The organism is Acidovorax sp. BLS4 (genome assembly GCF_032929295.1).
Taxonomy (GTDB): Bacteria; Pseudomonadota; Gammaproteobacteria; order Burkholderiales; family Burkholderiaceae_C; genus Paracidovorax.
On sequence record NZ_CP136797.1, the window covers coordinates 2,842,898 to 2,868,365 of the forward strand.

Annotated in this window: 27 protein-coding genes; 16 read left to right on the plus strand and 11 right to left on the minus strand. The window is 70.2% G+C overall.

The features are described from left to right. Positions 1-87: 87 nt before the first annotated feature. The 5 genes from corA to R1Z03_RS13195 all read right to left on the minus strand — a co-directional run bounded on the left by corA (position 88) and on the right by R1Z03_RS13195 (position 3,757). Positions 88-1,074, minus strand: a complete 987-nt coding sequence (gene corA, locus R1Z03_RS13175) for a magnesium/cobalt transporter CorA (RefSeq protein WP_092742874.1) — start codon at positions 1,072-1,074, stop codon at positions 88-90. Between the two features lie 233 nt (positions 1,075-1,307). Beyond that, positions 1,308-2,105 (minus strand): uracil-DNA glycosylase family protein, encoded by a 798-nt coding sequence (locus tag R1Z03_RS13180; protein ID WP_317351538.1) that lies wholly within the window; start codon positions 2,103-2,105, stop codon positions 1,308-1,310. After that, entirely contained in the window at positions 2,102-2,572 is a 471-nt protein-coding gene (gene rimI, locus R1Z03_RS13185) for a ribosomal protein S18-alanine N-acetyltransferase (RefSeq protein ID WP_284424366.1), read from the minus strand. The genes R1Z03_RS13180 and rimI overlap by 4 nt, the downstream gene beginning before the upstream one ends. After that, positions 2,569-3,297 carry a tRNA (adenosine(37)-N6)-threonylcarbamoyltransferase complex dimerization subunit type 1 TsaB gene (gene tsaB, locus R1Z03_RS13190; RefSeq protein ID WP_317351540.1) on the minus strand — a complete coding sequence of 243 codons (729 nt, stop codon included), beginning with the start codon at positions 3,295-3,297 and terminating at the stop codon, positions 2,569-2,571. The genes rimI and tsaB overlap by 4 nt, the downstream gene beginning before the upstream one ends. A gap of 151 nt (positions 3,298-3,448) precedes the next feature. Then, on the minus strand, positions 3,449-3,757 hold the full coding sequence (locus R1Z03_RS13195) for a hypothetical protein (RefSeq protein ID WP_317351543.1): 309 nt from the start codon (positions 3,755-3,757) through the stop codon (positions 3,449-3,451). Positions 3,758-3,932: 175 nt separating this feature from the next. Between R1Z03_RS13195 and dacB the strand changes: the two genes are divergently transcribed. From dacB to R1Z03_RS13210, 3 genes are all read left to right on the plus strand, one after another. Continuing rightward, on the plus strand, positions 3,933-5,393 hold the full coding sequence (gene dacB, locus R1Z03_RS13200; protein ID WP_317351546.1) for a D-alanyl-D-alanine carboxypeptidase/D-alanyl-D-alanine-endopeptidase: 1,461 nt from the start codon (positions 3,933-3,935) through the stop codon (positions 5,391-5,393). Between the two features lie 132 nt (positions 5,394-5,525). Next, complete coding sequence (locus R1Z03_RS13205) at positions 5,526-6,683, plus strand: SGNH/GDSL hydrolase family protein (RefSeq protein ID WP_284407330.1); 1,158 nt, start codon at positions 5,526-5,528, stop codon at positions 6,681-6,683. A 33-nt stretch (positions 6,684-6,716) separates the two neighbouring features. After that, the gene (locus R1Z03_RS13210; protein ID WP_284424363.1) at positions 6,717-7,388 is read left to right on the plus strand and encodes an OmpW family protein; all 672 of its coding nucleotides are present in this window, start codon (positions 6,717-6,719) and stop codon (positions 7,386-7,388) included. Between the two features lie 93 nt (positions 7,389-7,481). Here the strand turns inward: R1Z03_RS13210 and R1Z03_RS13215 are convergent, their stop codons facing one another. From R1Z03_RS13215 to purE, 4 genes are all read right to left on the minus strand, one after another. Then, positions 7,482-8,435 carry an SGNH/GDSL hydrolase family protein gene (locus R1Z03_RS13215; protein WP_284424362.1) on the minus strand — a complete coding sequence of 318 codons (954 nt, stop codon included), beginning with the start codon at positions 8,433-8,435 and terminating at the stop codon, positions 7,482-7,484. 88 nt (positions 8,436-8,523) lie between these two features. Continuing rightward, positions 8,524-9,534 carry an L-threonylcarbamoyladenylate synthase gene (locus tag R1Z03_RS13220; RefSeq protein WP_317351552.1) on the minus strand — a complete coding sequence of 337 codons (1,011 nt, stop codon included), beginning with the start codon at positions 9,532-9,534 and terminating at the stop codon, positions 8,524-8,526. A gap of 18 nt (positions 9,535-9,552) precedes the next feature. Then, positions 9,553-10,725 (minus strand): 5-(carboxyamino)imidazole ribonucleotide synthase, encoded by a 1,173-nt coding sequence (locus R1Z03_RS13225; protein WP_317351555.1) that lies wholly within the window; start codon positions 10,723-10,725, stop codon positions 9,553-9,555. Beyond that, entirely contained in the window at positions 10,722-11,219 is a 498-nt protein-coding gene (purE, locus tag R1Z03_RS13230) for a 5-(carboxyamino)imidazole ribonucleotide mutase (RefSeq protein WP_272566742.1), read from the minus strand. Before purE ends, R1Z03_RS13225 begins: the two co-directional genes overlap by 4 nt. 93 nt (positions 11,220-11,312) lie before the next feature. On the opposite strand from purE, the gene trxA reads away from it, so the two are divergent. Both trxA and R1Z03_RS13240 read left to right on the plus strand, forming a co-directional pair. Beyond that, positions 11,313-12,221 carry a thioredoxin gene (gene trxA, locus R1Z03_RS13235; RefSeq protein ID WP_317351560.1) on the plus strand — a complete coding sequence of 303 codons (909 nt, stop codon included), beginning with the start codon at positions 11,313-11,315 and terminating at the stop codon, positions 12,219-12,221. 32 nt (positions 12,222-12,253) lie between these two features. Beyond that, entirely contained in the window at positions 12,254-13,060 is an 807-nt protein-coding gene (locus R1Z03_RS13240; RefSeq protein WP_317351563.1) for an META domain-containing protein, read from the plus strand. Between the two features lie 56 nt (positions 13,061-13,116). Here R1Z03_RS13240 and R1Z03_RS13245 read toward each other — a convergent pair whose 3' ends face one another. Beyond that, complete coding sequence (locus tag R1Z03_RS13245; RefSeq protein ID WP_272566745.1) at positions 13,117-14,037, minus strand: phosphoribosylaminoimidazolesuccinocarboxamide synthase; 921 nt, start codon at positions 14,035-14,037, stop codon at positions 13,117-13,119. 422 nt (positions 14,038-14,459) lie between these two features. Here R1Z03_RS13245 and hpf point away from each other — a divergent pair, with 422 nt between their 5' ends. From hpf to hprK, 3 genes are all read left to right on the plus strand, one after another. Further along, positions 14,460-14,795 (plus strand): ribosome hibernation-promoting factor, HPF/YfiA family, encoded by a 336-nt coding sequence (gene hpf / locus R1Z03_RS13250; RefSeq protein ID WP_272566746.1) that lies wholly within the window; start codon positions 14,460-14,462, stop codon positions 14,793-14,795. Between the two features lie 122 nt (positions 14,796-14,917). After that, positions 14,918-15,388, plus strand: coding sequence for a PTS sugar transporter subunit IIA (locus tag R1Z03_RS13255; protein WP_272550568.1), 471 nt, complete (start codon positions 14,918-14,920; stop codon positions 15,386-15,388). Positions 15,389-15,422: 34 nt separating this feature from the next. Next, a complete protein-coding gene (gene hprK / locus R1Z03_RS13260; protein WP_272566747.1) occupies positions 15,423-16,376 on the plus strand; it encodes an HPr(Ser) kinase/phosphatase in 954 nt (317 codons plus the stop codon). A gap of 44 nt (positions 16,377-16,420) precedes the next feature. On the opposite strand, the gene fur is transcribed toward hprK, so the two are convergent. After that, the gene (gene fur, locus R1Z03_RS13265) at positions 16,421-16,855 is read right to left on the minus strand and encodes a ferric iron uptake transcriptional regulator (RefSeq protein WP_272566748.1); all 435 of its coding nucleotides are present in this window, start codon (positions 16,853-16,855) and stop codon (positions 16,421-16,423) included. A 92-nt stretch (positions 16,856-16,947) separates the two neighbouring features. On the opposite strand from fur, the gene R1Z03_RS13270 reads away from it, so the two are divergent. The 8 genes from R1Z03_RS13270 (at position 16,948) to R1Z03_RS13305 (ending at position 25,442) form a co-directional block, all read left to right on the plus strand. Continuing rightward, positions 16,948-17,496, plus strand: a complete 549-nt coding sequence (locus tag R1Z03_RS13270; RefSeq protein ID WP_284407324.1) for an outer membrane protein assembly factor BamE — start codon at positions 16,948-16,950, stop codon at positions 17,494-17,496. Positions 17,497-17,554: 58 nt separating this feature from the next. After that, positions 17,555-18,403, plus strand: a complete 849-nt coding sequence (gene dapB, locus R1Z03_RS13275; protein ID WP_284431586.1) for a 4-hydroxy-tetrahydrodipicolinate reductase — start codon at positions 17,555-17,557, stop codon at positions 18,401-18,403. Positions 18,404-18,420: 17 nt separating this feature from the next. Beyond that, the gene (locus R1Z03_RS13280; protein ID WP_284407322.1) at positions 18,421-19,107 is read left to right on the plus strand and encodes a MotA/TolQ/ExbB proton channel family protein; all 687 of its coding nucleotides are present in this window, start codon (positions 18,421-18,423) and stop codon (positions 19,105-19,107) included. A 30-nt stretch (positions 19,108-19,137) separates the two neighbouring features. Beyond that, positions 19,138-19,608 (plus strand): biopolymer transporter ExbD, encoded by a 471-nt coding sequence (locus R1Z03_RS13285; RefSeq protein ID WP_317351574.1) that lies wholly within the window; start codon positions 19,138-19,140, stop codon positions 19,606-19,608. Between the two features lie 139 nt (positions 19,609-19,747). Continuing rightward, positions 19,748-22,429 carry a leucine--tRNA ligase gene (leuS, locus tag R1Z03_RS13290; protein ID WP_317351576.1) on the plus strand — a complete coding sequence of 894 codons (2,682 nt, stop codon included), beginning with the start codon at positions 19,748-19,750 and terminating at the stop codon, positions 22,427-22,429. A gap of 2 nt (positions 22,430-22,431) precedes the next feature. Further along, positions 22,432-22,932: an LPS assembly lipoprotein LptE gene (lptE, locus tag R1Z03_RS13295; RefSeq protein WP_272566755.1), complete on the plus strand. Its 501-nt coding sequence runs from the start codon at positions 22,432-22,434 to the stop codon at positions 22,930-22,932. 100 nt (positions 22,933-23,032) lie between these two features. Further along, entirely contained in the window at positions 23,033-24,085 is a 1,053-nt protein-coding gene (holA, locus tag R1Z03_RS13300) for a DNA polymerase III subunit delta (RefSeq protein ID WP_317351579.1), read from the plus strand. A gap of 49 nt (positions 24,086-24,134) precedes the next feature. Further along, complete coding sequence (locus R1Z03_RS13305; protein ID WP_317351581.1) at positions 24,135-25,442, plus strand: FAD-binding oxidoreductase; 1,308 nt, start codon at positions 24,135-24,137, stop codon at positions 25,440-25,442. Positions 25,443-25,468: the final 26 nt, after the last annotated feature.

Genomic DNA, 25,468 nt, shown 5'->3' on the forward strand with positions numbered 1-25,468 from the left:
CAGTCCAGCAGACGCCGTGGAACCGGCTCCGCCGAGCCACTGGCGTCGTCCCCCTGAGGGGAAGCCGCGCAGCGGCTCAAGGGGGGGTCACTTCAACCAGCCGCGCTTTCGGAAGTACCACATGGGGCCCAGGGCGCTGGCCACCATCAGCGCCAGCGCGTAGGGATAGCCCAGCGACCAGTCCAGCTCGGGCATGAACTTGAAGTTCATGCCGTAGACGCTGGCGATCAGCGTCGGCGGCAGCAGGGCGACGCTGGCCACCGAGAAGATCTTGATGATCTTGTTCTGGTTGATGTTGATGAAGCCGACCGTGGCGTCCATCAGGAAGTTGATCTTGTCGAACAGGAACGCCGTGTGGTTATCGAGCGATTCGATGTCGCGCAGGATCTGGCGCGCCTCCTCGAACTGCTCGGCGTTGAGCATCTTGCTGCGCATCATGAAGCTCACGGCGCGGCGCGTGTCCATCACGTTGCGGCGGATGCGGCCGTTCAGGTCCTCCTGGCGCGCGATGGCGGCCAGCACCTCGCCGGCGCGGGCATCGGTCACGTCGCCGGCCAGCACCTGCACGCTGACCTTCTTCAGGTCGTCGTAGATGCCTTCGAGGGTATCGGCGGAGTATTCGGCGTCGGCGTCGAAGAGCTTGAGCAGCACCTCCTTCGCATCCTCGATCAGGCCCGGCGCACGGCGCGCGCGCATGCGCAGCAGGCGGAAGACGGGCACGTCTTCGTCGTGGATGGAAAAGAGCACGCCCTTGCTCTTGAGCGTGTCGTTGACGAGGTTCAGGATGAAGGCCACGCGCACCGAGCGCGGGTCGTCTTCGTCGTCGATGAGAAAGTCGCTGCGGATGTGCAGCTCGCCGTTGTCTTCTTCATAGAAGCGGGCGGATTCCTCGATGTCCTCGTCCATGGCGTCTTCGGGGATGAAGAGGCCGTAGTGCTGCTTGACCCAGCGTTTTTCTTCGAGGGTGGGCGACTCCAGGTCGACCCAGATGGGCTGGAACTGCGCCAGCTCTTCCAGGGATTCGATTTCTTCCTGGACGAGCCGGCCGTTGGCGAGCGTGAAAATGTTGAGCATGTGGGCTCACTCCCGGTGTGTGGTGGGCTTTTTCTGCGAGGGATGGGGCGGCTTTCAACCCTCGGCAGGCCGGGAGCTGAAAGCTACCAACTGGGGTAGGTTTCCACGGAGGAATCTCCAAAAATGCAAGCCGCGGATTATGGCATTGCGCTGCGTCAATCCCATGACACCCGCCGAGGGCCGGCGGGGCCTGGCAGCCCGTGGGCGCAGTAGCGGTAAGGCTTTGTTTTCCGTCAGCCCGCCTCGGGCGCGGGGGTGCCCGCCGCCCGCACCGTGGCGAGGGCGCGGCACAGGTCGGCCCAGGCGGCGGCCTTGGCCTCGGGGGCGCGCAGCAGGTAGGCCGGGTCGTAGGTGACGATGGCCGGCGTGCCGCCGGGCAGGGCGTGCAGGCCGGCGCGCAGCCGGCCCAGGGGTTCGCGGCTCTCCAGCACGGCGCGGGCCGCACCCAGGCCGAGCACCAGCACCATCGCCGGGCGCAGGGTGGCCAGCGCCTCCTGCAGGGCGTGCGCGATGCCGGCATCGCCGGGGCCCGCCGCGCCGGTGCGCTGCACGGCGGCGAAGAACGCGCGGGGATGGCGGTGCAGGCGCATGGCGCGCAGCATGTTGTCCAGCAGCTTGCCGGCGTCGCCGGTCAGCGGGGCGTCGGGCGTGGCGCTTTCGGCCAGCACCAGCCAGCCCGAGCCGAGGTCCACCGGCGTGGCCGACGGGTCGGCCTGCGGGTACAGCGGCAGCGGCGCCTGCAGGGCCGCGGCGGTGCCCGCGGCCTCATCTCGCGCCGGTGGCACCGCCGCGGGCGCAGGCATGGGCACCGGGGCCGGGCGGGCCATGGCGGGAGTCGGGGCCTGCGGTGCTGGCGCCAACCGGGGCGCGGCCGGCACGGCGGAGGAGGGGGGGGCATCCGTGGATTCGGCCGCCGGAGTCTTGGCCACGGCCGGCTCCTGCACCGCCACGGAGGCCGCAGCCGGCGCCCACACGGTGATGCCCATCTCGGCCAGCATGGCGCGCTGGCGTGCGTCCAGGTCCAGGCTCATAGTGGCAGGCTCATCACGACGGCATCCTCGCGTTCGCCGCCGTGGGCGGGGTAGTAGCGCTTGCGTTCGCCCACGAAGCGAAAGCCCCGGGCTTCGTAGATCGACCGTGCCCGCGCATTGCTCACGCGCACTTCCAGCCACAGCCATTGCGCGTTGCAGCCGCGCGCCCACAGGGCCAGCGCATCCAGCAGCAGCCGGGCCCAGCCCTGGCGCTGGTGGGCGGGTGCCACGGTCAGATTGAGCAGGTGCACTTCGTCCACGCCTTTCATGGCCACGAAGTAGCCGATCAGTTCATCGCCGGCCATCAGCAACTGGGTCTCGTAGCCGGCCGCCATGGCATCGATGAAGTTGCCGCGCGTCCAGGGGTGCGTGTAGGCGACCTGTTCGATCGCCAGCAGCGCATCCAGCCGCGCGAGCGTGAGCGGCTCGAACCGGGCTTCTTCGGGGGTGTGGGGAACGGCGCTCATGGGGCACTCAGAATGGGAGGCAGGGCGGCTGCGGCCGCCTGCCTGGCCGCCAGGCGCTCCGCCGTGGTTTGCGCCACTTTATCGCGCACGTACAGCGGCAGGGCTTCGCTGGCCGGTTGCGCGCCCCCCGCAGCGATGCGCGCGGGGGCCAGGTGCAGCAGGGCCAGGGCGGTCGGCAGGGCGAACACGTGGGGGGCGTCGGGTGCGAGCCGCTCGCCATAGGCCGCGCGGGCATTGCCGGCCACGGTGTAGCCGGGCGGCATGGCCACGGACTGCGGCGCGCACAGGCCGAAATCGTCGCCTCCGCGCCATGTGCCGTCGGCCTGGAATTCGAAGGGCGCGGTGTAGACCTCGTCCATGCGGGCGTCGAGCACCGCCACCACGCGCGTGCAGCCGTGGGCATGGCGGGCCGCCTCGGCCACGGCCAGCAGGGTGTCGATCGGCAGCACCGGCACGCCCGCACCGCCGCGCGCACCGAACGCCAGTCCCTGCGCCACCGAGCACGCCGTGCGCAGGCCGGTGAACGAACCCGGGCCGCGCCCGAAGACCACGGCATCCAGCGTGTCGAACGACAGGCCGGCCTCGGCCAGCAGCGCCCGGATCGCCGGCAGCAGCGTGGCAGATGCCTGCGCGCCGCCGGGCCCGCTGTGCTCCCAGGTCGCATCGGCGCGCTGGACGGCGATGGACAGGGTGTCGGTACTGGTATCGAAGGCGAGCAGGTTCATGGGGTGAGGGTGGGTGGCCCGCCCGAAGCGCCGGGTCTGCGAAACCGCAGCCGTGCGCCGCACCCGGTGCTGGGGAGCCGGTGCGCATTATCGGCGCCCCGGCCGGCGGCTGCCTTCCCGCCGCGCGCAACCCCAGCGCGCGGTGATGGCGTCAGGCGGCCGCGGCTTCCAGCGCCGACGGCTGGGCGAGGGCATCGCCCTCGCCGGCCAGCAGGCCCAGGGGGGCGTCGGGGGCGGGCTTGTCGCACGGCTGGGCGGCCACGCGGGTGGCGATGTCGCGCGCCGCGGGCGAAAAATACAGCCAGAGGTTGTCGCTGGCGAGGTCGTAGCTGGAGAAAAGGGCGCGTCCCGATCCGGGAGGCGTCATCAGGAACTTCGCCATGAAGATCTGCTGGATCTGGCGCGCGGGCTCGAACGCGTCCTGGTCATTGCCGAGAGCCAATTTGTACCAAGTGCTCACAGTTGCCTTTCTCCCCGGAGGCCGGGACTTCAAGATTGGAGGCCATCCTAGGGTGAACCCGAAGGCCGCCGGACCTCCCCGCGAGCGCATCGATCTGTAGGACGAAGGCCGATCCTCGGCCGCTGGCAGCGCGCCAGGGCAATGGCGCCAGCGTGCATCGCTAGACTCGTCCGCCATGTTGCAAGTCTTTTCATGGCGCCGGCGTCTGGCCGTGCGCGCGGCCACGCTCGTGGCATTCGCGGGGGCGGCGCTGCCGGCCCTGGCCCAGTCTCCCGCCACGCCCGAGGCCGCCGCCCTGCCGCCCGCAGTCGAGGCCGCCCTGCAGCGCGCCAAGCTGCCGCGCGAGGCCCTGTCGGTGCTGGTGGTGGATGCGGAGGGCCGGCAGGCGCCCCGGCTCGCCTACCGCGCGCAGGTGCCGGTCAATCCCGCCTCGGTCATGAAGCTGGTCACCACCTATGCCGCGCTGGACCAGCTGGGGCCGGCCTTCACCTGGGACACGCCGGTGTACCTGGACGCCCGCCCGCGGTCGGGCAGCCTGCAGGGCAACGTGTACATCAAGGGGCAGGGCGACCCCAAGCTCGTGGTGGAGCGCCTGTGGCTGCTGATGCGGCGCCTGCAGGCGCAGGGCATCCAGGTGATCGTCGGCGACATCGTGCTGGACCGCAGCGCCTTCGACGTGCCCGACCACGATGCCGCGCGCTTCGACGGCGAGCCCCTGCGCCCCTACAACGCCGCGCCGGACGCGCTGCTGGTCAACTACAAGTCGATCGCCATGACCTTCGTGCCCGATGGCCCGGCCGGGCTGGCGCGCGTGCAGTACGAGCCCCCGCTGGCCGGCGTGCAGTGGCCCGCCACCGTGCCGCTCGCGGCGGCGGGCGCGGAGTGCGGCGACTGGCACACGGCCCTCAAGGCCGAGCTGGCCGACCCCGCTCGCATCGCCTTCCAGGGCGTGTACCCGGCGGCCTGCGGCGAGCGCACCTGGGCGGTGGCGCCGGCCGATCCCGCCGGCTATGCGGCGCGCGCCATCGAAGGCATGTGGCGCGACCTGGGCGGCAAGCTCACCGGCAGCGTGCGCGACGGGCGGGTGCCCGCCGGCCTGGCCCCGGCCTTCAGCACGTCCTCGCCCGCGCTGGCCGAGGTGGTGCGCGACATCAACAAGTACAGCAACAACGTGATGACGCAGCAGGTGTTCCTCACGCTGGCGCTGCAAAAGAACGGCCGCGGCACCTTCGACGGTGCGCGCGCCGTGGTCGGACAGTGGTGGCGCCAGCGCTTTCCCGGCACGGAGGCGCCCGTGCTGGACAACGGCGCGGGCCTGAGCCGCGAGGCGCGCATCAGCGCCCAGGCCCTGGCGCGCATGCTGCAGGCGGCATGGCTCTCGCCTGTCATGCCCGAGCTGGTGTCGTCGCTGCCGATCACCGGCGTGGACGGCACCCTGCGCCGGGCCCAGGGACGGTCGGTGGGTGCGGCCCACCTCAAGACCGGCAGCCTGCGCGACGTCTCGGCCATGGCCGGCTACGTGCACGCCGCCAGCGGCCGCCGCTACGTGATGGTGGCCATCGCCAACCACCCGAACGCGGCCGCGGCGCGCCCGGCCATCGAGGCCCTGGTCGATTGGGTGGCCCATGACCGCTGAAGCGCCCCGGACGGGCGCCTGCGCGCGGCGCGGCTATCGGTAGTTCCCCTGTGCGGCCCCGGGCGGTGCGGGTTTACGATGGGCCTCCGTAAAACGCACGACCGTGCTATTTTCAACCTGACGGAGAACACCTTGATCTCGAAAACCACTAAAAACAGAGCTTCCTGGGCGGTGACGGCATTGGCAGCAGCCGCTTTGCTGGCGGCCTGCGGGGGCGGCGGCTCGGACACGACGCCCGCCGTGAGCGTGAAGTCCGTGAAGGTCATGGGTGACAGCCTGGCCGACAGCGGCACGTTCGGCTTCAAGTTCACCGTGCAGGGCACGGCCGCCACGGGCGCCGGCTCCAGTTCCGTCTGGCCCGAGCGCGTCGCCACGAGCTACGGGCAGACGCTGTGCGCGCACTACCAGTCGACCGGCACCACGTTCGGCACGCGGGCGGAATGCACCAACTACGCCGTGGGCGGCGGGCGCATCAACAACTTCACGGCGCCCACCTCGCCGGTCTCCATCACCAAGCAGATCCAGGATGCCGGCGCGGCCGGATTCACCGACACCGACCTGGTGCTGATCGACGGCGGCGCCAACGACGCGGCCGACCTGATCGGCGCCTACCTGCGCGCCTCGAGCGACGGCGGCGCCACCTACCGCGCCGTGCTGGGCACGCTGCTGGACGCCAACACCGTGAACACCGCCCTGGCCGGCGGCGCGACCGGCATGGCGCAGGTGGGCGGGCTGTACATGCAGACGCTGGCCACGCGTTTCGCGGCCACCATCAAGACCAACACGCTGGACAAGGGCGCCAAGCGCGTCGCGGTGCTCAACGCCCCGGGCATCACCCTCACCCCGCGGTTCCGCCTGGTGGTGGCCTCCATCGCGGCCGCCAACGGCGCGGCCGCCGCCGCCCAGGCCGAAGCCCTGTTCGACGGCTGGATCCAGGCCTACAACGCCCGCCTGGCCACCAGCCTGGGGACCGACAGCCGCCTGGCCCTGGTGGACTTCTACAGCTCGTTCAAGGACCAGGCCACCAACCCGGCCCAGTACCAGCTGACCAACGTGTCGACCGCTGCCTGCCCGGCCACCGGCGTGGGCAGCGACGGCCTGCCGACCTACTCCTTCCCGACCTGCACGTCGGCCGCCCTGTCGGCCCGCACGCCCCCTGCAGGCGCCACGGGCGGTGCCGACTGGTGGAAGTCCTACGGCTTTGCCGACAGCTTCCACCCCACGCCGTACGGCCACCAGCTGGTCGCCCAACTGGTGTCGCGTTCCCTGTCCACCGCCGGCTGGCTCTGATTGCCCAGGCCCCATCCCCTTCGAGGAGTTTTCATGAAGCCATTTTCCTGGGCCTGCGTGGCGATCGCCGCGGCCGCCGCCTGCGGCACGGCCAGCGCACAAGTCGCCGGCACGCTGAGCCTGCGCGCCGGCGTGACCCAAATCTCGCCCCAAGTCAAAAGCGGCAACCTGAGCGCGCCGAGCTTTCCCGGCACCCGCGTGGACGTGCATTCCGCCACGGCCCTGACCGGCGGCCTGAACTACATGCTGACGGACCACTGGGCGGTGGACGTGCCCATCGGCCTGCCGTTCAAGCACTCGTTCTACGGTGACGGCGCCATCGGCGGCGTGGGCAAAGTGGGCGAGACCAAGGTGGTGCCCGCCACGGTGTTCGCGCAGTACCGTTTCCAGGAGGCCAACGCGGCCTTCCGGCCGTATGCCGGGCTGGGCGTGACCTACGCCAAGTTCTTCAAGGAGCGCACCACCGCCACGCTGAACGGGCTGACCGGCGGCACACCGACCAATCCCACCACCGCATCGATCGACGACAAGTGGGGCGTCACCGCGCAGGTCGGCTTCGTATGGCAGTTCAACGAGCGCTGGTTCCTGGACGCGGCCTATTACAAAGGTTTCCTCAAGACCACCACGCGCCTGTCGAGCGGGCAGAACATCGACATCAAGCTCAACCCCAACGTGTTCGCGGTCGGGATCGGCTACCGGTTCTGAGGCCCCCCGCCGGGCCCCGTGCCGCACGGAGCCCGCGGCACCATCAAAAAAGCCGACCCGAGGGTCGGCTTTTTCGCGTGGGCTGCGAGGCGCTTACCAGCGGGCGCGCAGGCGGTCGTACGCGTAGGTGCCGAACTGGCGCTGGGCCGAAGGCGTGAAGTACACGCGGTCGGCGAACACGTACTTGTCCTGGGCGGCGCCCGTCAGCAGCGTGGAGGCGTTGCACAGCAGCGAGTTGACCTGGCCTGCGCCGATGCCGATGCCGTTGTTGGGGTCCACCGAGGTGCAGACGGCGTTGTCCTTGTCGGTGAAGCCGTAGCCCGAAGGCGAGCCCACGAACACGTTGCCGTAGTAGGCCAGATCGACGTACAGCACCGTGGTGCCGAGGTCTTCGATGTTCACCAGCAGGGCCTGGTTGAACTGCGTGCTGGCGTTGCTCAGCAGCGTGGTCTGGTTGATGCCCACGGCCCAGGGGCTCTTGCCCAGGTCGTAGGTGCCGGTCACCACCACGTGCTTGGCACCCGCGTTGGACAGGCGGCGCACCTGCGCGGCCAGTTCCTTGCCGGCCGTGGCCGCGTTGGTGAGGAACTGCGCGCTGGTCTGCGTGCCCGCGTTCACCGCGGCCATGCCGGCGATCACGTCGCTGATGCCGCCGTTGATCAGCACCAGGTCGTTGTCGGCGAAGCCGCCCTTGGACAGGAAGGTGTCGATCTGCTGGGTGACGGACGGGGTGGTGGTCCGGCCGGCGGCGTCGGTGGTGGCCGTCACGCGGGCGTTGCCCTGCGCGTAGCCCGTGCCGCCCGCCGCGGCGGCGGTGAAGCTCTTGCCGTAGTTGTTGGCGATCTGCTGGGCCCAGTTGTTGATGCTGCCGTCGTTGACCGTGTAGCGGGCCCCGTTCTGGCCGATGTCGGTGAAGCCGTCACCGAACGTGATGAACCGGTCGGGCGTGATGGCCGACTCGGTTGTGCTCGAACCGCAAGCCGCGAGCAACGTGGCCGTTGCACAAGCGGCGACCACGAGGGTGCGGCGCATCCAATTTGCTGCCATGGGTTTTTCTCCAGAAAATGTGGCGAGAGTTTAACGACTGGCGCGGCACGGCCTGCAACAGGGCGTGCCGCGGGACATGCAATCCGGGTTATGCGGCCGCGGCACGCTGCAGGCGGTCGCGCACGCCTTCCCATTCGGGGGTGGCGGGCGGGGCTTCGATCCAGATCAGCTTCACGCCGTCGTCATCGAAGGCGCGCAGCACGGCAAAGAGCTGCTGGGCGGTGGCCGTGGCGTCGTCGGGCATGCGCCGCACCTGGACTTTGGCCGAGCGCGAGCGCAGCGGGCTGCGCGCATAGACGGCCAGGTGCGCGGCATCGGCGCCCAGCAGGTCCAGCCCGGTCTGCAGCGCCTTGGCCTCCATCAGCCGCACCTTGGCGGCCGGGGCGTAATGGGCCTCCAGGGTGCCCGACGCGCGCGGGGTGTGCGCGGGCAGGTCCTCCTTCGACAGCGGCGCCAGGCCGCACGCCTGGGCGATCTGCGCGCGGGTGATGGCGCCGGGCCGCAGCAGCACCGGCACGCCGCGCGTGCAATCGACAATGGTCGATTCGATGCCCACGCCGCAGGGCCCGCCGTCCAGCACCAGCAGCGCCTCGCCCAGCTCGTCCTGCACGTGCAGGGCGGTGGTGGGGCTCACGCGGCCAAAGCGGTTGGCGCTGGGCGCGGCCACGCCCCACACGGGGCGGCCCTCCAGCGCCGGGTCGTCCGATGCGCCTGCGCGCAGCACGGCCTGGGCGACGGGGTGGGCGGGGCAGCGCAGGCCCACGCTGTCCTGGCCGCCCGTGGCGGCCGTGGCCACGCCGGGCCGGCGCGGTAGGATGAGGGTGAGCGGGCCGGGCCAGAACGCATCGACCAGCGCCTGCGCGAACGCCGGCACTTCGCTGGCGAAGTGGGCAATGCCGCCGGCATCGGCCACGTGCACGATCAGCGGGTGGTCGCTCGGCCGGCCCTTGGCGGCGAAGATCTGCGCCACGGCGGCATCGCTGGCCGCGTCGGCGGCCAGGCCGTACACCGTCTCGGTGGGCAGGCCCAGCAGCGCGCCCGTGCGCAGGGCGCGCGCGGCGGCGGCGATGGATTCGGGGCGTTGGCCGTCGAGGATCATGTCGTGTGCGGCCCGCGTTCAGAAGGCTTCGATGCCCAGCAGCGCCGCCGCCTGCAGCGCCGTGGCGCGCGCGGCCTCGGCGCTCGGGGCCGTCACGTTCAGGTGGCCCATCTTGCGGCCGGGCTTGGCGTCGGCCTTGCCGTACAGGTGCAGGTGCGTGCCCGGCAGCGCCAGCACCGCGTCCCAGGCGGGCGTGCGGGCGTGCGGGCCGTGCGTGAACCACAGGTCGCCCAGCAGGTTGAGCATGACGGCGGGGCTGTGCTGGCGCGGCTGCGTGAGCGGCAGGCCGGCCATGGTGCGCACCTGCAATTCGAACTGCGAGACGTCGCATGCGTTCTGGCTGTAGTGGCCGCTGTTGTGCGGGCGCGGGGCGATCTCGTTGACCACCAGTTCGCCGCCGTCGAGCACGAAGAACTCCACGCACAGCACACCCATGTAATTCAGGCCGTTTGCTATCGATTTGGAAGCGTCGACGGCATGTTCCACTAGGGCATGAGGCACATTTCCCTCGTAAACCTCGGTGACCGCCAGAATGCCGTCCCGGTGCAGGTTGCGCTGCACGGGCAGGTGCACGCAGGTGCCGTCGGCGCCGCGCGCCACGATCACCGAGCATTCGAGGGCCAGGGGCAGCATCTTTTCCAGCACGCAGGGCACGCCGCCCATGGCCTGCCACGCGGCGGCGAGTTCGGCCGGCGTCTTCACGCGGGACTGGCCCTTGCCGTCGTAGCCCATGCGCGCCGTCTTCAGGATGCCGGGCAGAAGATCGGGCGCCACGGCCGCCAGATCGGCGGCGGTCTCGATCACCGCGTAGGGCGCGCAGGGCACGCCGCAGCGCACGAAATGGGCCTTCTCCTGGGCGCGGTCCTGCGCGATGGCCACGGCGCTCGCCGCCGGCGCCACCGGGCGCTCGGCGCCCAGCGTGCGCAGCGCCTGGGCCGGCACGTTCTCGAATTCGGTCGTGATGGCATCGCACAGGCCGGCCAGCCGGGCGAGGCCGTCCGGGTCCTCGTAGGCGGTGCGGATGTGGTGGTGGCTCACCCGGCCGGCGGGGCTGTCGGCGTCGGCATCCAGCACGGCCGTGAAGTAGCCCATGGCCTGCGCCGCGTGCACGAACATGCGGCCGAGCTGGCCGCCGCCCACCACGCCGAGCGTGCTGCCGGGCAGCAGCGGGGGCGTAGGCTGCGCGCTCATGCGGACACCGGCGGCAGGGCCATGGCGCGCGCCGCGGCGGTCTGCTCGGCGCGGAAGGCCTCGAGCCGCTCGCGCAGGGCGGGGTCCTCGGTGGCCAGCAGGGCCACGGCGAACAGCGCCGCATTGGCCGCACCCGCCGTGCCGATGGCGAACGTCGCCACCGGAATGCCCTTGGGCATCTGCACGATGCTGTGCAGCGAATCGACGCCCTGCAGGTGGCGGCTGGCCACCGGCACGCCGAGCACCGGCACGGTGGTCTTGGCGGCGATCATGCCCGGCAGGTGGGCCGCGCCCCCCGCACCGGCGATGATGGCCTTGAGCCCCGCGCCGGCCGCTGCCTCGGCATAGGCGAACATGTCGTCCGGCATGCGGTGGGCCGAGACCACGCGGGCTTCGTGGGCGATGCCGAATTGCTGGAGAATCTGCACTGCGTGCTGCATGGTCTCCCAGTCGCTGCTGGAGCCCATGACCACACCGATCTGGATGGGTTTCATGTGAGTGGGGCGCTGGCCGAAACGGCCGCCCGCCGAAGTGGAACCCGCGATTTTACTTTTTGTGTGCCGAGCGCACCCACCGGGCCTGAACACATGATCGACGTCACCGTAGAAAATTTTGAAACCGAAGTCATCGCCGCCTCGATGGACGTGCCCGTGCTGGTGGACTTCTGGGCGCCCTGGTGCGGCCCGTGCAAGTCGCTCGGGCCCATCCTGGAGAAGCTGGAGACCGAGTACGAGGGCCGCTTCAAGCTCGTGAAGATCGACTCCGACCAGGAGCAGCAGATCGCCGGCATGTTCGGCATCCGCAGCATTCCCACCTGCGTGCTGCTGATGAACGGCCAGCCCGTCGATGGCTTCATGGGCGCCCAGCCCGAGGGGCAGGTGCGGGCCTTCCTCGACAAGCACGTGCCCACCGCCGAGGCGGCCCTGGCCGAGCAGGAGGAGGAGCTGGCGCAGGACGCGCTGGCCGACGGCGATACCGACACCGCGCTGGAAAAGCTGCAGCACGCCGTGGCCACCGACCCCGCCAACGACGACGCCCGCTTCGACTACGTGAAGCTGCTGCTGCAGCTGGGCCGCGAGGACGACGCCAAGGTCGCCTTCGCCCCCGTGATCGCCAAGGCCCCGGCATCGCGCAAGCTGGGTGCGCTCAAGGCCTGGATGGATGCGATCGATTTCGTGGCCAGGGAGGCAAACGGCCCTTCGGCGTTGGCCGATTTCGATGCCGGGATTGCCGCCAACCGCCGCGATTTCGACGCCCGCTTCGGCCGTGCGCGCTGGTTCATCGCGCACCAGCGCTGGACCGAGGCCATGGACGAACTGCTGGAAATCCTCATGCGCGACAAGGCCTGGAGCGACGAGGCCGCGCGCAAGACCTATGTGGCCGTGCTCGAGATCATCGAGCCGCCCCGGGTGAAGGTGGCCGAAGGCCAGATCCCGCCGCAAGACCCGACGGTCGCCACCTACCGCCGCCGCCTGTCCAGCGTGGTGCTGAGCTGACCGGCGCCCCAGCCACCGAAGCCGCCCGGTTCATGGGCGCTGAACGGGCCCGTGCGGCGGCCCTGGCCGTGGCCTCGGTGCTGGCTCTCGCCCTGGCGGGCTGCGCCACATCGCCTCCGCCCGATGCCATGGTCATCGGCACGGTGTTCTCGCGTGAGCGCCTTTACGTGCCGCCCGACGAGCCCGCCGTGTTCGAGGCGGCGCTGCTCGACGTCTCGCGTCCTGACGCGCCGCCCACGGTGCTCGGGCGCCAGCGCATCGAGCTGCCGGGGCCGCCGCCGTACCAGTTGCAGATCCCTTTCCGGTCCGCGCTCACGCAGCCGCTGCTGCCGGGGCGCTACCGGGTTCGCGCCTCGCTGTCCCTGCAAGGCTACGTGCGGTTCGCCTCCGATGGCATCCATCCGCTGCCGCCGGACCCGGCCTATCGGCGCGTGGATGTCGAGCTGCACCGCCTGCCTCTGGACAAGGCGACCGCGCAGGCCGAGGTGCCGCTGCGGCAGACCTACTGGCGGTTGGTGGAAATCGACGACACGGCCGTGCCGCCGGCCCCCGCTGGCGCGCCCGAGCCGCATCTGGTGCTGGACAGCGAAGGGGGACAAGCGCGCGGGGCAGGGGGCTGCAACCGCTTTCTGGCGAGCTACGCGGTCGATGGCGTGCGCCTGCGGATGACGCAGATCAACACGACCCTGCAGCTGTGCCTGCAGACGGCCACCCTGGAGGGCCGTTTTTTGCAAGCGCTGGACGAAGTTCGGACCTACCGCCAGGAAGGGCGGCAACTGCTGCTGCTCGGCGAAGAGGCGCGCGTGCTGCTGCGGCTGGAGGCTGTCGAGCTGGAGTGAGGCGGCCGCACGGGCCGCCGGGATGCCGCTGCGCCTTGGCGCGTGCGGCAGGGCGTTCAGCCCACCAGGCGCTCGAGCGCCTCGCGGTACTTGGCGGCGGTCTTCTCGACCACCTCGCGCGGCAGGCGCGGGGCGGGCGCGGTCTTGTTCCAGGGCTTGCCGTTGATCTGCGTCTGCTCCAGCCAGTCGCGCACGAACTGCTTGTCGTAGCTGGGCGGGTTCTCGCCGGCGGCCAGAGCGCTTTCGTAGCCTTCCACGGGCCAGTAGCGCGAGCTGTCGGGCGTGAGCACCTCGTCCATCAGCACCAGCGTGCCGTCAGGCGCGAGGCCGAACTCGAACTTGGTGTCGGCAATGATCATGCCCTTTTCCAGCGCGATGGCCGCAGCCTCCTGGTAGATGGCGATGCTGAGGTCGCGGATCTTCGTGGCCAGCTCGATGCCGATCATCTCCACCGTGCGCTCGAAGGTGATGTTCTCGTCGTGCTCGCCCATCGCGGCCTTGGCGGCCGGGGTGTAGATGGGCTGCGGCAGCTTGGCCGCGTTGGTCAGACCCTCGGGCAGCTGCACGCCGCACACGGCGCGCGATTCCTGGTATTCCTTCCAGCCGCTGCCGGCCAGGTAGCCGCGCACCACCGCCTCCACGGGGATCGGCTGCAGGCGCTGCACCAGCATCGAGCGGCCCCGCACCTGGGGTGCTTCGTCCGGCGTCACCACGCTCTCGGGATCGTCGCCCGTCAGGTGGTTGGGGCACAGGTGGCCCAGCTTGTCGAACCAGAACAGTGCCATCTGCGTGAGCAGCTCGCCCTTGCCCGGAATCGGCTCGCCCATGATCACGTCGAAGGCCGAGAGGCGGTCGCTGGCCACCATCAGGATGCGGTCGTCGCCCACGGCGTAGTTGTCGCGCACCTTGCCGCGCGCGAGCAGCGGCAGGGACGTGAGGGCGGAGGTGTGCAGTGCGGAGGAAAGGGGCAGGGTCATGGTGGGTGAAGCGATTGCGAACGGGAAAGCCGCGGCTTTCGGCGGCAGGGCCGGCCAGCCCGCGATTTTAGGGCGCGTGCCGGGATGGCCGGTGCAGGGCGGTCGGGAGGGTGGGGCGTGGGCCGGGACCGCAGCGGACGGCGGGCCATCGCGTCGGCAGGGCGCCGTGCCGGCGGTGCGCCCCGCGAAGGCGTCTGCGCTGTGTGCCGCGGAGCAAAGCCAGGCTATTTTGCGCCGTTTTTCGGCCCTTGGCACCTGGGAGGGCAAGACCCGACAGCCGACTTCGGTATGCGTTTGCAATTGCCCGGGGGCGGGCGCATAGTGAATCCAACACATGCATGAGTTGACCTTTCGCCGGGCCGTCCTTCCACCAGACCTTTAAGGACGGCGCTTCTTCAACGCAAGCCCAGGAGGCCAGTTTTATGAACCTGACGATCAGCGGTCACCACCTCGAAGTCACTCCCGCATTGCGCGCCCATGTGACGGAAAAGCTGGACATCATCAGCAAGCATTTCGACCAGGTGGTCGACGTCAAGGTGCTGCTCACCGTCGAGAAGCAAAAGGAGAAGGAAAAACGCCAGCGCGCGGAATGCAACGTGCATGTGAAAGGCAGTGATCTGTTCGCCGAGAGTTCCCATTCCGACCTGTACGTGGCCGTGAACGACCTGGTGGAAAAGCTGGACCGCCAGGTGGTCCGCCACAAGGACCGCATCCAGAACCACCACCATGGCGCCATCAAGCGGGAGCTGGTGGCCTGATGGGTGCCGGGGCCTGAGCAGCCAGGCCCTTCGCCACGCCGCCCCCAGGGGCGGTTTTTTTTATGCCCCCCGCAAAGTGCTCAGGGTTTATGCTAGGGGGTGCATAATCGCAACCCTCCACCATGAACCGTCTTGCCTCCATCCTGCCTGCCGCTCAAGTGCTCGTGAGCGTCGATGCCACCAGCAAAAAGCGCGCTTTCGAAGAGGCAGGGTTGTTGTTCGAGAGCCAGCACGGCCTGTCGCGCGCCCTCATCACCGACAGCCTCTTCGCCCGCGAGCGGCTGGGCTCCACGGGACTGGGCCACGGTGTCGCCATCCCGCATGGCCGCATCAAGGGCCTGAAGGCGCCGATGGCCGCCGTCTTCCAGCTGGCCCACCCGATCGGTTTCGATGCGCCGGACGAGCAGCCCGTCGGGCTCCTGATCTTCCTGCTGGTGCCCGAGGCGGCCACGCAAAAGCACCTGGAGATCCTGTCCGAGATCGCCGAGCTGCTGAGCGATGGCTCGCTGCGCGAGCGCATCAAGGGCAGCACCGATGCCGCCGAGCTGCACGGCCTGATCGCCGGCTGGCAGTCCGCCCAGGCCACCGCCTGACCCCGCCGCCGCCGCTGCAAACGCTGAACCTTCCGTGAAACCCAACGTCGTCAGCGCCGATGTCCTGTTCGAGGAGTTCCGCGGCCCGCTGAAGTGGGAGTGGGTCGCCGGCCTCGGGGCCTCCGAGCGGCGTTTCGACGAGGTGGCCGTGCGCTCCGCGCGCTCCGGCGCCGACCTGGTGGGCTACCTCAATTACATCCACCCGTACCGGGTGCAGATCCTGGGCGAGCGCGAAACCGCCTACCTCACCAACGCGACGCCCGAGGACTGCAAGCGCCGCATCGCCCGCATCGTCACGCTGGAGCCGCCCGTGCTGGTGCTGGCCGACAGCCAGGTCGCGCCCGATGCGCTGCTGTCCATGTGCGAGCGTGCGCAGATCCCGATGTTCTCCACGCACGAGTCGTCGGCCTTCGTCATCGACGTGCTGCGCGCCTACCTGTCCAAGCACTTCGCCGACCGCACCACCATGCACGGCGTGTTCATGGACATCCTGGGCCTGGGCGTGCTGATCACCGGCGAGTCGGGCCTGGGCAAGAGCGAGCTGGGCCTGGAGCTGATCTCGCGCGGCAACGGCCTGGTGGCCGACGACGCGGTGGACCTGTTCCGCATCAACCAGACCACCATCGAAGGCAAGTGCCCCGACCTGCTGCAAAACCTGCTGGAGGTGCGCGGCATCGGCCTGCTGGACATCCGCGCGATCTTTGGTGAGACCGCCGTGCGGCGCAAGATGCGGCTCAAGCTCATCGTGCATCTGGTGCGCAAGGAAACGCTGGAGCGCGACTACGAACGCATGCCCTACGAGCCCCTCACGCAGGACGTGCTGGGCGTGCCGGTGCTCAAGGTGGTGATCCAGGTGGTGGCGGGCCGCAACATCGCCGTGCTGGTCGAGGCGGCCGTGCGCAACACCATCCTGAACCTGCGCGGGATCGACACCTACCAGGAATTCGTGGAGCGGCACCGCCGCGCCATGGAGCGCGACGGCTCCTGACCATCGCGCCGCGTCCCGGGCCCGCCGGGCGGCGCGCCCGCTGCTCAGCGGTGCTGCGTGGTGGCCAGCTTGGCGCAGGTGGCGCACTGGCCGTACAGCGCCATCGAGTGGTCCTGCACCACCCAGCCCTTCGACTTGGCCACCAGCTGCTGGCGCTTTTCGATCTCGGGGTCGTAGAACTCCTCGACCTTGCCGCAGACCGTGCAGATGAAGTGGTCGTGGTGCTGGCCCTCGTTGAGCTCGTACACCGCCTTGCCGCTTTCGAAGTTGCTGCGGTTCAGGATGCCCGCCTGCTCGAATTGCGTGAGCACGCGGTACACCGTGGCCAGGCCGATGTCCGAGCGCTCCTGCAGCAGCACGCGGAACACGTCTTCTGCGGTCATGTGGCGCTGCGCGCCCTTCTGGAAGATCTCGAGGATCTTCAGGCGCGGCAGGGTCGCCTTCAGGCCGGTGCTCTTGAGTTCGTCGATGTTCGTCATGACAGGGGTTTCCGTGTACCAAACCAGCGTGCCAAAGCCCGGGAGAAGCTGCCGCTACAATGGGTCGGATCATATCGCCTATGCCTAACTCCATGTCCGTTTCCGCCCGCTGCAGCGCCCGTTGGGCCCTGACCCTGTTGATCGGCGCCAGCTTGACGGCCTGCGGCAGCTTCGACAGCGCCAGCAACCGCGTCGCCAGCCTGGTCACTCCCTACAAGGTGGACGTGGTTCAAGGCAACTTCGTCTCCCGCGAGCAGGTCGAGGCGCTCAAGCCCGGCATGGGGCGCCAGCAGGTCAAGGAAATCCTTGGCACGCCGCTGGTGACCAGCCTGTTCCACGCCGACCGCTGGGAATACGTCTTCACGCTCAAGCGCCCCGGCGTCGAGGTGCAGTCGCGCAAGCTGACCGTGTTCTTCAACGGCGATGTGTTCGAGCGCGCCGAGGGCGACGAGATGCCCACCGAGGCCGAGTTCGTCGCCACCCTGGGCACCCGGACCCCCAAGAACAAGGTGCCGGTGCTGGAGGCGACCGAGGCCCAGCTGGCCAAGTTCCCCAAACCGGCCACGCTGCCCGAACCTGCCGATTCGCCCGTGCCCACGCCGCCGTCCAGCTACCCGCCGCTGGAATCGTCGACCCGCTGATTCCCGCCGGCCAGGGCCTAGTGAACACCGGCCCTGCGGCTTAGCCGCTGATCTTTCCATGACCGCCACCACTTCCCCGAACGCATCCCCCTCCACCCCTTGCCGCGTGGCCGTCGCCGGGGCCTCCGGCCGCATGGGGCGCATGCTGATCGAAGCCATCCGCGACACCGGCGGCGAATGCGTGCTGGCCGGCGCGCTCGACGTGGCGGCCAGCCCCGCCATCGGCTCCGACGCCACCGCCTTCCTGGGCCATGCCAGCGGCGTGGCCATCACGGCCGACGTGCGCGAAGGCCTGCGCCACGCCGACGTGCTGATCGACTTCACCCGCCCCGAGGGCACCATGGCCCACCTCGCGGTATGCGCCGAGACGGGCGTCAAGATGGTCATCGGCACCACGGGCCTGTCCGACGCGCAAAAGGCCGAGATCGCCGCCGCCAGCGAACGCACCGCCATCCTGCTGTCGCCCAACATGAGCGTGGGCGTGAACGTCACGCTCAAGCTGCTGGAGCTGGCCGCCAAGGCCATGTCCACCGGCTACGACATCGAGATCATCGAGTCCCACCACCGCCACAAGGTGGATGCGCCCTCGGGCACCGCGCTCAAGATGGGCGAGGTCATCGCCCAGGCCCTGGGGCGCGATCTCAAGGACTGCGCCGTCTACGCCCGCGAGGGCATCACGGGCGAGCGCGATCCGTCGAGCATCGGCTTTTCCGCCATCCGCGGCGGCGACATCGTGGGCGACCACACCGTGCTGTTCGCCGGCACCGGCGAGCGCATCGAGATCACCCACAAATCCGCCAGCCGCACGACCTATGCCCAGGGCAGCCTGCGCGCCGTCCGATTCCTCGCCGCGCACCAGACCGGCCTGTTCGACATGTTCGACGTGCTGGGCCTGAACGCCGCCTGACGGCCGGCGCGTACGCGATGGACGGCCTGCACTGGTGGCGTCAGGGCGACGCGGTCACCCAGATCAGCGCGCTGCTGCTGCTGGCCATGTCGGTCGCCAGCTGGGTCGTGATCGTCTGGAAGGCCCTGCTGATGCGCCGTGCCCGCCGCGATGCGGCCCGCGCCATCGCCGCCTTCTGGCAGGCCCCGTCGATCGCCCTGGCGGCCGAGCGCCTGCCTGCCTTCGACCGCGATGGCCTGGTGATGCCGCTGGTGCAGGCGGCCAGCGCCGTGGCCGGCGCCAATCAGGCCCCCGCCACGCTGGCTGCGCGCGGCAGCCTGTCCCAGCAGCTGACGCGCGGCCTGCGCGATGCACTGCACGGCGTGCTGGGCCGGCTGCAGTTCGGGCAGGTGCTGCTGGCCACCGTGGGCTCCACCGCGCCGTTCGTGGGCCTGCTGGGCACCGTGTGGGGCATCTACCATGCGCTCACCGCCATGGCCGGGGCCGGCCAGATCACCATCGACCGCGTGGCGGGCCCGGTGGGCGAGGCGCTGGTGATGACGGCCGCCGGCCTGACCGTGGCCATTCCCGCCGTGCTGGCCTACAACGTGTTCGGCCGCTTCATCGGCCGCACCGAGGCCGACCTGGAAGGCTTCGCGCGCGACCTGCGCGAGCTGGTGCTGGACGAATCCGGCATCGCCCCGCCCGCCGCGGCGAACGACTGACCGGCAACGGACTCCCGCCCCGCACGCGCCATGGCATTCGGCCGACTCGAACGCACCACCGGGCCGCAGCCCATGAGCGACATCAACATGACCCCGCTGGTGGACGTGATGCTGGTGCTGGTGGTCATCTTCATCCTGACCGCGCCGCTGCTGGCCAGTTCGATCCGGCTGGACCTGCCGCGCGCCGACGGCGCCACGCCCGGCGCGCCCCCGCAGTCGGTCACCGTGGTGCTCGACAAGGAGGGCCAGGCCTACCTGGACGACGTGCCGCTCGCCCCGCAGGCGCTGGCCGCGCGCCTGGCGCAGCTGGCCAGGGAGCAGCCCGACACCGAGGTGCAGTTGCGCGCCGACACCGCCGTGCCGTATGGCCGGGTGGTCGAGGTGATGGGGGCGGCCAACGCCGCGGGCCTGCGGCGCATCGGCTTCGTGGCGGACCCGGCCGCGCCGGGCATCCCTTCCGCCGCTCCGGCCTCTCCCGCTGCTGCCGCCGCTGCCCGCTGACCGGCCGGGCCCTGCGCCAGCCGGGGCCGCGCACCGTGTAACGCTTCGCGCCGCCGGCGGCCGGCATCGCGCCTAAAATCCCCGGCTGACACCCCGCTCACTTTCTTTCCTGGCCGCACCGCCGCGGCCCCGCCAACCCATGCAAGACAAATACAACCACACCGAGGTCGAGCGCGCCGCGCAGGGCCACTGGACGGCCACCGATGCCTACCGCGTGACCGAGGATGCGGACCGGAAGAAGTTCTACGCCTGCTCCATGCTGCCCTACCCCAGCGGCAAGCTGCACATGGGCCACGTGCGCAACTACACCATCAACGACATGCTCGCGCGCCAGCTGCGCATGAAGGGCATGAACGTGCTGATGCCGATGGGCTGGGACGCCTTCGGCCTGCCGGCCGAGAACGCGGCGCTCAAGAACGGCGTGCCGCCCGCGCAGTGGACGTACGACAACATCGCGTACATGAAAAAGCAGATGCAGGCGATGGGCCTGGCCATCGACTGGTCGCGCGAGGTCGCCACCTGCGACCCGAGCTACTACCGCTGGAACCAGTGGCTGTTCCTCAAGATGCTGGAAAAGGGCATCGCCTACCGCAAGACCCAGGTCGTCAACTGGGACCCGGTGGACCAGACCGTGCTGGCCAACGAGCAGGTGATCGACGGCAAGGGCTGGCGCACCGGTGCCACGGTGGAAAAGCGCGAGATTCCGGGCTACTACCTCAAGATCACCGACTACGCCGAAGAGTTGCTGGGCTTCGTCACCGGCGACCAGCTGCCCGGCTGGCCCGAGCGCGTGAAGCTCATGCAGGAGAACTGGATCGGCAAGAGCGAGGGCGTGCGCTTCGCCTTCCCGCACGACATCCGCGCGGCCGACGGCACGCTGATCGGCGACGGGCGCATGTACGTCTTCACCACGCGCGCCGACACCATCATGGGCGTGACCTTCTGCGCCGTGGCGCCCGAGCACCCGCTGGCCGTGCGCGCGGCGCAGGGCAATCCGGCCATCGCCGCCTTCATCGAGGAGTGCAAGAGCGGCGGCACCACCGAGGCCGAACTGGCCACGCAGGAAAAGAAGGGCGTGCCCACCGGGCTGGTGGTCACGCACCCGATCACCGGCGAGGAAGTGCCCGTGTGGATCGGCAACTACGTGCTCATGGGCTATGGCGACGGCGCCGTGATGGGCGTGCCCGCGCACGACGAGCGCGACTTCGCGTTCGCGCTCAAGTACGGCATCGACATCAAGCAGGTGGTGCTGGTCGATGGCGAGACCTTCGACTACCACCACTGGCAGGACTGGTACGGCGACAAGCAGCGCGGCGTCACCGTCAACTCCGACAGCTTCAGCGGCCTGTCCTACGCCGAGGCCGTGCAGGCCGTGGCGCATGCGCTCGCGCAAAAGGGCCTGGGCGAGACCAAAACGACCTGGCGCCTGCGCGACTGGGGCGTCTCGCGCCAGCGCTACTGGGGCACGCCGATCCCCATCATCCACTGCGACGAGCATGGCGCCGTGCCCGTGCCCGAGAAGGACCTGCCGGTGGTGCTGCCCACCGATTGCGTGCCGGACGGCTCGGGCAATCCGCTGCACCACCACGAAGGCTTTCACGCCGGCGTGACCTGCCCGGTCTGCGGCAAGGCCGCGCGCCGCGAGACCGACACCATGGACACGTTCGTGGACAGCTCGTGGTACTTCATGCGGTATTGCGACCCGAAGAACAGCGAGGCCATGGTGGCCGAGGGCGCCGACTACTGGATGCCGATGGACCAGTACATCGGCGGCATCGAACACGCCATCCTGCACCTGCTGTATGCGCGTTTCTGGACCAAGGTGATGCGCGACCTGGGCCTGGTGAAGATCGACGAGCCCTTCACCAAGCTGCTCACGCAGGGCATGGTGCTCAACCACATCTACTCGCGCCGCACCGAGCAGGGCGGCAAGGAGTATTTCTGGCCGCACGACGTCGAGCACGTGGTGGACGAGGGCGGCAAGATCGTGGGCGCGAAGCTCAAGAACGCCGTCGGCGGCCTGCCCGCAGGCACCGCCATCGACTACGAGGGCGTGGGCACCATGTCCAAGTCCAAGAACAACGGCGTCGATCCGCAGGACCTCATCGAGCGCTACGGCGCCGACACCGCACGCCTGTACACCATGTTCACCGCGCCGCCCGAGGCCACGCTGGAGTGGAACGACGCGGCCGTGGAGGGCAGCTACCGCTTCCTGCGCCGGGTGTGGAACTTCGGCCTCAAGCTCGCGGCCCTCGACAAGGACGCGGCGCTGGCCAGCGTGGCCGGCGCCACCACCCTGAAGGACGTGCCCTTCGGCAAGGAGGCCAAGGCCCTGCGGCTGGAGGTCCACACCGTGCTCAAGCAGGTGGACTACGACTACCAGCGCATGCAGTACAACACCGTGGTCTCGGGCGCGATGAAGATGATCAACGCGCTGGAGGACTTCAAGGCCCTGGACAGCGCCGGCGCCCCCGTGGCGCTGATCGAGGGCTTCGGCATCCTGCTGCGCGTGCTGTACCCGGCCACGCCGCACATCGCCCACAGCCTGTGGAGCGGCCTGGGCTACGCCGGCGCGCTGGGCGACCTGCTCGATGCGCCGTGGCCCCAGGCCGATGCCGATGCGCTGGTGCAGGACGAGCTGGAGCTGATGCTGCAGGTCAACGGCAAGCTGCGCGGCTCCATCCGCGTGCCCGCCTCGGCCGACAAGGCCGAGATCGAGCGCGCCGCCCTCGCGAGCGAGGCTTTCGTCAAGCAGGCGGACGGCGCCACGCCCAAGAAGATCGTGGTCGTGCCGGGCCGCCTGGTCAACGTGGTCATCTGACAATGCAAAAACGCACCCTCCTGTCGCTGCTGGCCGTGGCGCCCCTGGCCGCCTGCGGCTTTCACCTGCGCCGCGCGCCCGAGTTCCAGTTCCGCTCGCTCTACGTGGAGGCGGGCGGCGGCTCGCCCCTGGCGCGCGAGCTGCAGCGCACGCTGCAGGGCGCGGGCGGCAACCTCACGGTGCTGCGCGATCCCACGCAAAAGACCACGGCCGACGCCATTTTCGAGCTGCTGTCCGAGCAGCGTGAGCGCGTGGTGGTGGGCTACAACGCCTCGGGCCAGGTGCGCGAGTTGCAGTTGCGCCTGCGCATCCACTTTCGCCTTCGCAACCAGCAGGGCGCGGAGCTGATCCCCGACACCGAGCTGCTGCAGCAGCGCGACGTGAGCTACAACGAAAGCATCGCGCTCGCCAAGGAGGCCGAAGAGGCGCTGCTGTACCGCAACATGCAGACCGACCTCGTGCAGCAGCTGCTGCGCCGGCTCGCCGCGGCGCGCCCGGTTTGATGGTCGGCCCCCTGATTGCTATTGATTTGATAGCTGCAACCGCATGTTTTTCTAGGGCGTGCGGCCTGTTTCATTCAAAGATCCTGCCCAGGCCGCTCCCATGCAAGTCGCTCTGAACCAGCTCGCCGCGCACCTGCAAAAGGGCGTGCGGTCGCTCTACACCCTGCATGGCGACGAACCGCTCCTGCAGCAGGAGGCGGCCGACGCCATCCGCGCGGCGGCGCGGGCCCAGGGCTACACCGAGCGCAGCAGCCACACCGTGGCCGGCGCGCACTTCGACTGGAGCGCCGTGCTGGCGGCCGGCGGCTCGCTCTCCCTCTTTGCCGACAAGCAGATCGTGGAGATCCGCATTCCCTCGGGCAAGCCCGGCAAGGACGGCGGCGCCGCGCTGCAGCAGATCGCCGAGGCCGCGCAGGGCAACGACAGCACGCTCACCCTGGTGATGCTGCCGCGCCTGGACAAGGCCACCCGCACCGGGGGCTGGTTCAGCGCGCTGGACGGCAGAGGCATCTCGGTGCAGATCGACCCGGTGGAGCGCGCCGCGCTGCCGCAGTGGATCGCCCAGCGCCTGTCGCTGCAGGGCCAGCGCGTGGCCGGCGGCGACGAGGGCCAGCGCACGCTGCAGTTCTTCGCCGACCGCGTGGAAGGCAACCTGCTTGCCGCGCACCAGGAGATCGCCAAGCTCGCGCTGCTGCACCCGCCCGGCGAGCTGTCGTGGGCGCAGGTCGAGGCGGCGGTGCTCAACGTGGCGCGCTACGACGTGTTCAAGCTCTCCGAGGCGGTGCTCTCGGGCCAGGTGGCCCGGGTGCAGCGCATGCTCGATGGCCTGCAGGCCGAGGGCGAGGCCGAAGTGCTGGTGCACTGGGCGCTGGCCGAGGACATCCGCGCCTTGAAGCGCGTGAAGGACGCGCTCAACGCCGGCAAGCCCCTGCCCATCGCCCTGCGCGAAAACCGCATCTGGGGCCCCAAGGAGCGCCTGTTCGAGCGCATCGCGCCGCGCTTTTCCGACGCCGCTGCGGCCCGGCTGCTGCAGTCCGCGCACACGGTGGACGGCATCGTCAAGGGCCTCAAGGCGCCCGACTGGCCCGCCGATGGCTGGCAGGCGCTGCAGCGGCTGGCGCTGCAGCTGTGCAAGGCCTGCGGGGCGCGCTGAGCGCCCGCAGCGCCTTTCGATCGCCTTGCCGACACCGCGTCCCACTCCCTTGCGCCTGCCGGTCGACGATGCCACCAACGGCTGGTCGGCCATCCTGCCGGCGCGCGCGCCGCGTCCGGCGCTGCAGGGCCCCGTGCGGGCCGACTGGCTGGTGCTGGGCGCCGGGTGCGCGGGCCTGGCCGCGGCGCGCCGCCTGGCCGAGCTGCGCCCGCACGCGCACGTGGTGCTGGTCGATGCGGGCATGGTGGGCGACAACGCCTCGGGCCGCAACTCCGGCTTCGCCATCGACGTGCCGCACAACGTGGGCAGTTCGCTCGAAGAGCTGCGCCAGGCCGCGCACTACCAGCGCCTGCTGGCCGCGGGCATGGCCGACCTGCAGCGGCACATCGCCGCGCACGCCATCGACTGCCAGTGGCGCCGCGCGGGCAAGTACCACTGTGCCGTGTCGCCCGCGGCCGGGCGCACGCTGGACCACCATGCCCAGGAGCTGCGCGCGCTGGGCGAGCCGCACGAACGGCTGGACCGCGATGCGCTCGCCGCGCGCCTGGGCACGCGCTACTTCGCCGCCGGGCTGTACACGCCGGGCACGGTGCTGCTCAACCCGGCCGCGCTGTGCCGGGGCCTGGCCGATGCGCTGCCCGCCCAGGTCGCGCTGTACGAGAACACGCCCGTGCACGCGCTGGACATCGCCCCGCACGCGGTGGTGGCCCACACCACGCAGGGACGCATCGAGGCGCCGCAGCTCATCGTGGCCAGCAACGCCTTTGCGCAGCAGCTCGGCCTGTTCCAGGGCGAGACCTTTCCGCTGGCCACCTTCGGCTCGCTGAGCGCGCCGCTCACGCCCGCGCAGCGCGAGCGCCTGGGCGCACCGCAGGGCTGGGGCGTGACGCCGGTGAACGCCGTGGCCGGCGCCACGCTGCGCTACACCGACGACCACCGCCTGCTGGTGCGCCAGGGCTTCGAATACGCGCCGCGCTTTCGCGTGGCCGCCACCGTGCGCGAGCGCGTGCGGCGCGCGCACCGGGCCGTGTTCGATGCGCGGTTTCCGCAGCTGGCCGACGTGCCGCTCGCGCATTTCTGGGAAGGCGCCATCGCCATCACGCGCAACGGCGCGCCGCGCTGGGGGCGCTTTGCTTCCAACGTGCACGGCGTGGCGGGCTGCAACGGCGTGGGCATCGTCAAGCACACGGTGCTGGGCGCGCTCGCGGCCGATCTGGCGCTGGGCCAGGACCATCCGCTGATCGCCGACGCCCTGGCGCTGGGCACCCCTGCGCGCATGCCGCCCGCGCCGTTCCTGGGCCTGGGCGTGCGCGCCTACATCGCCCGGGAGAAGTGGGCGGGCCGCGCCGAGCGGTGACCGGGCAGTGGATGGGGCAGTGGACG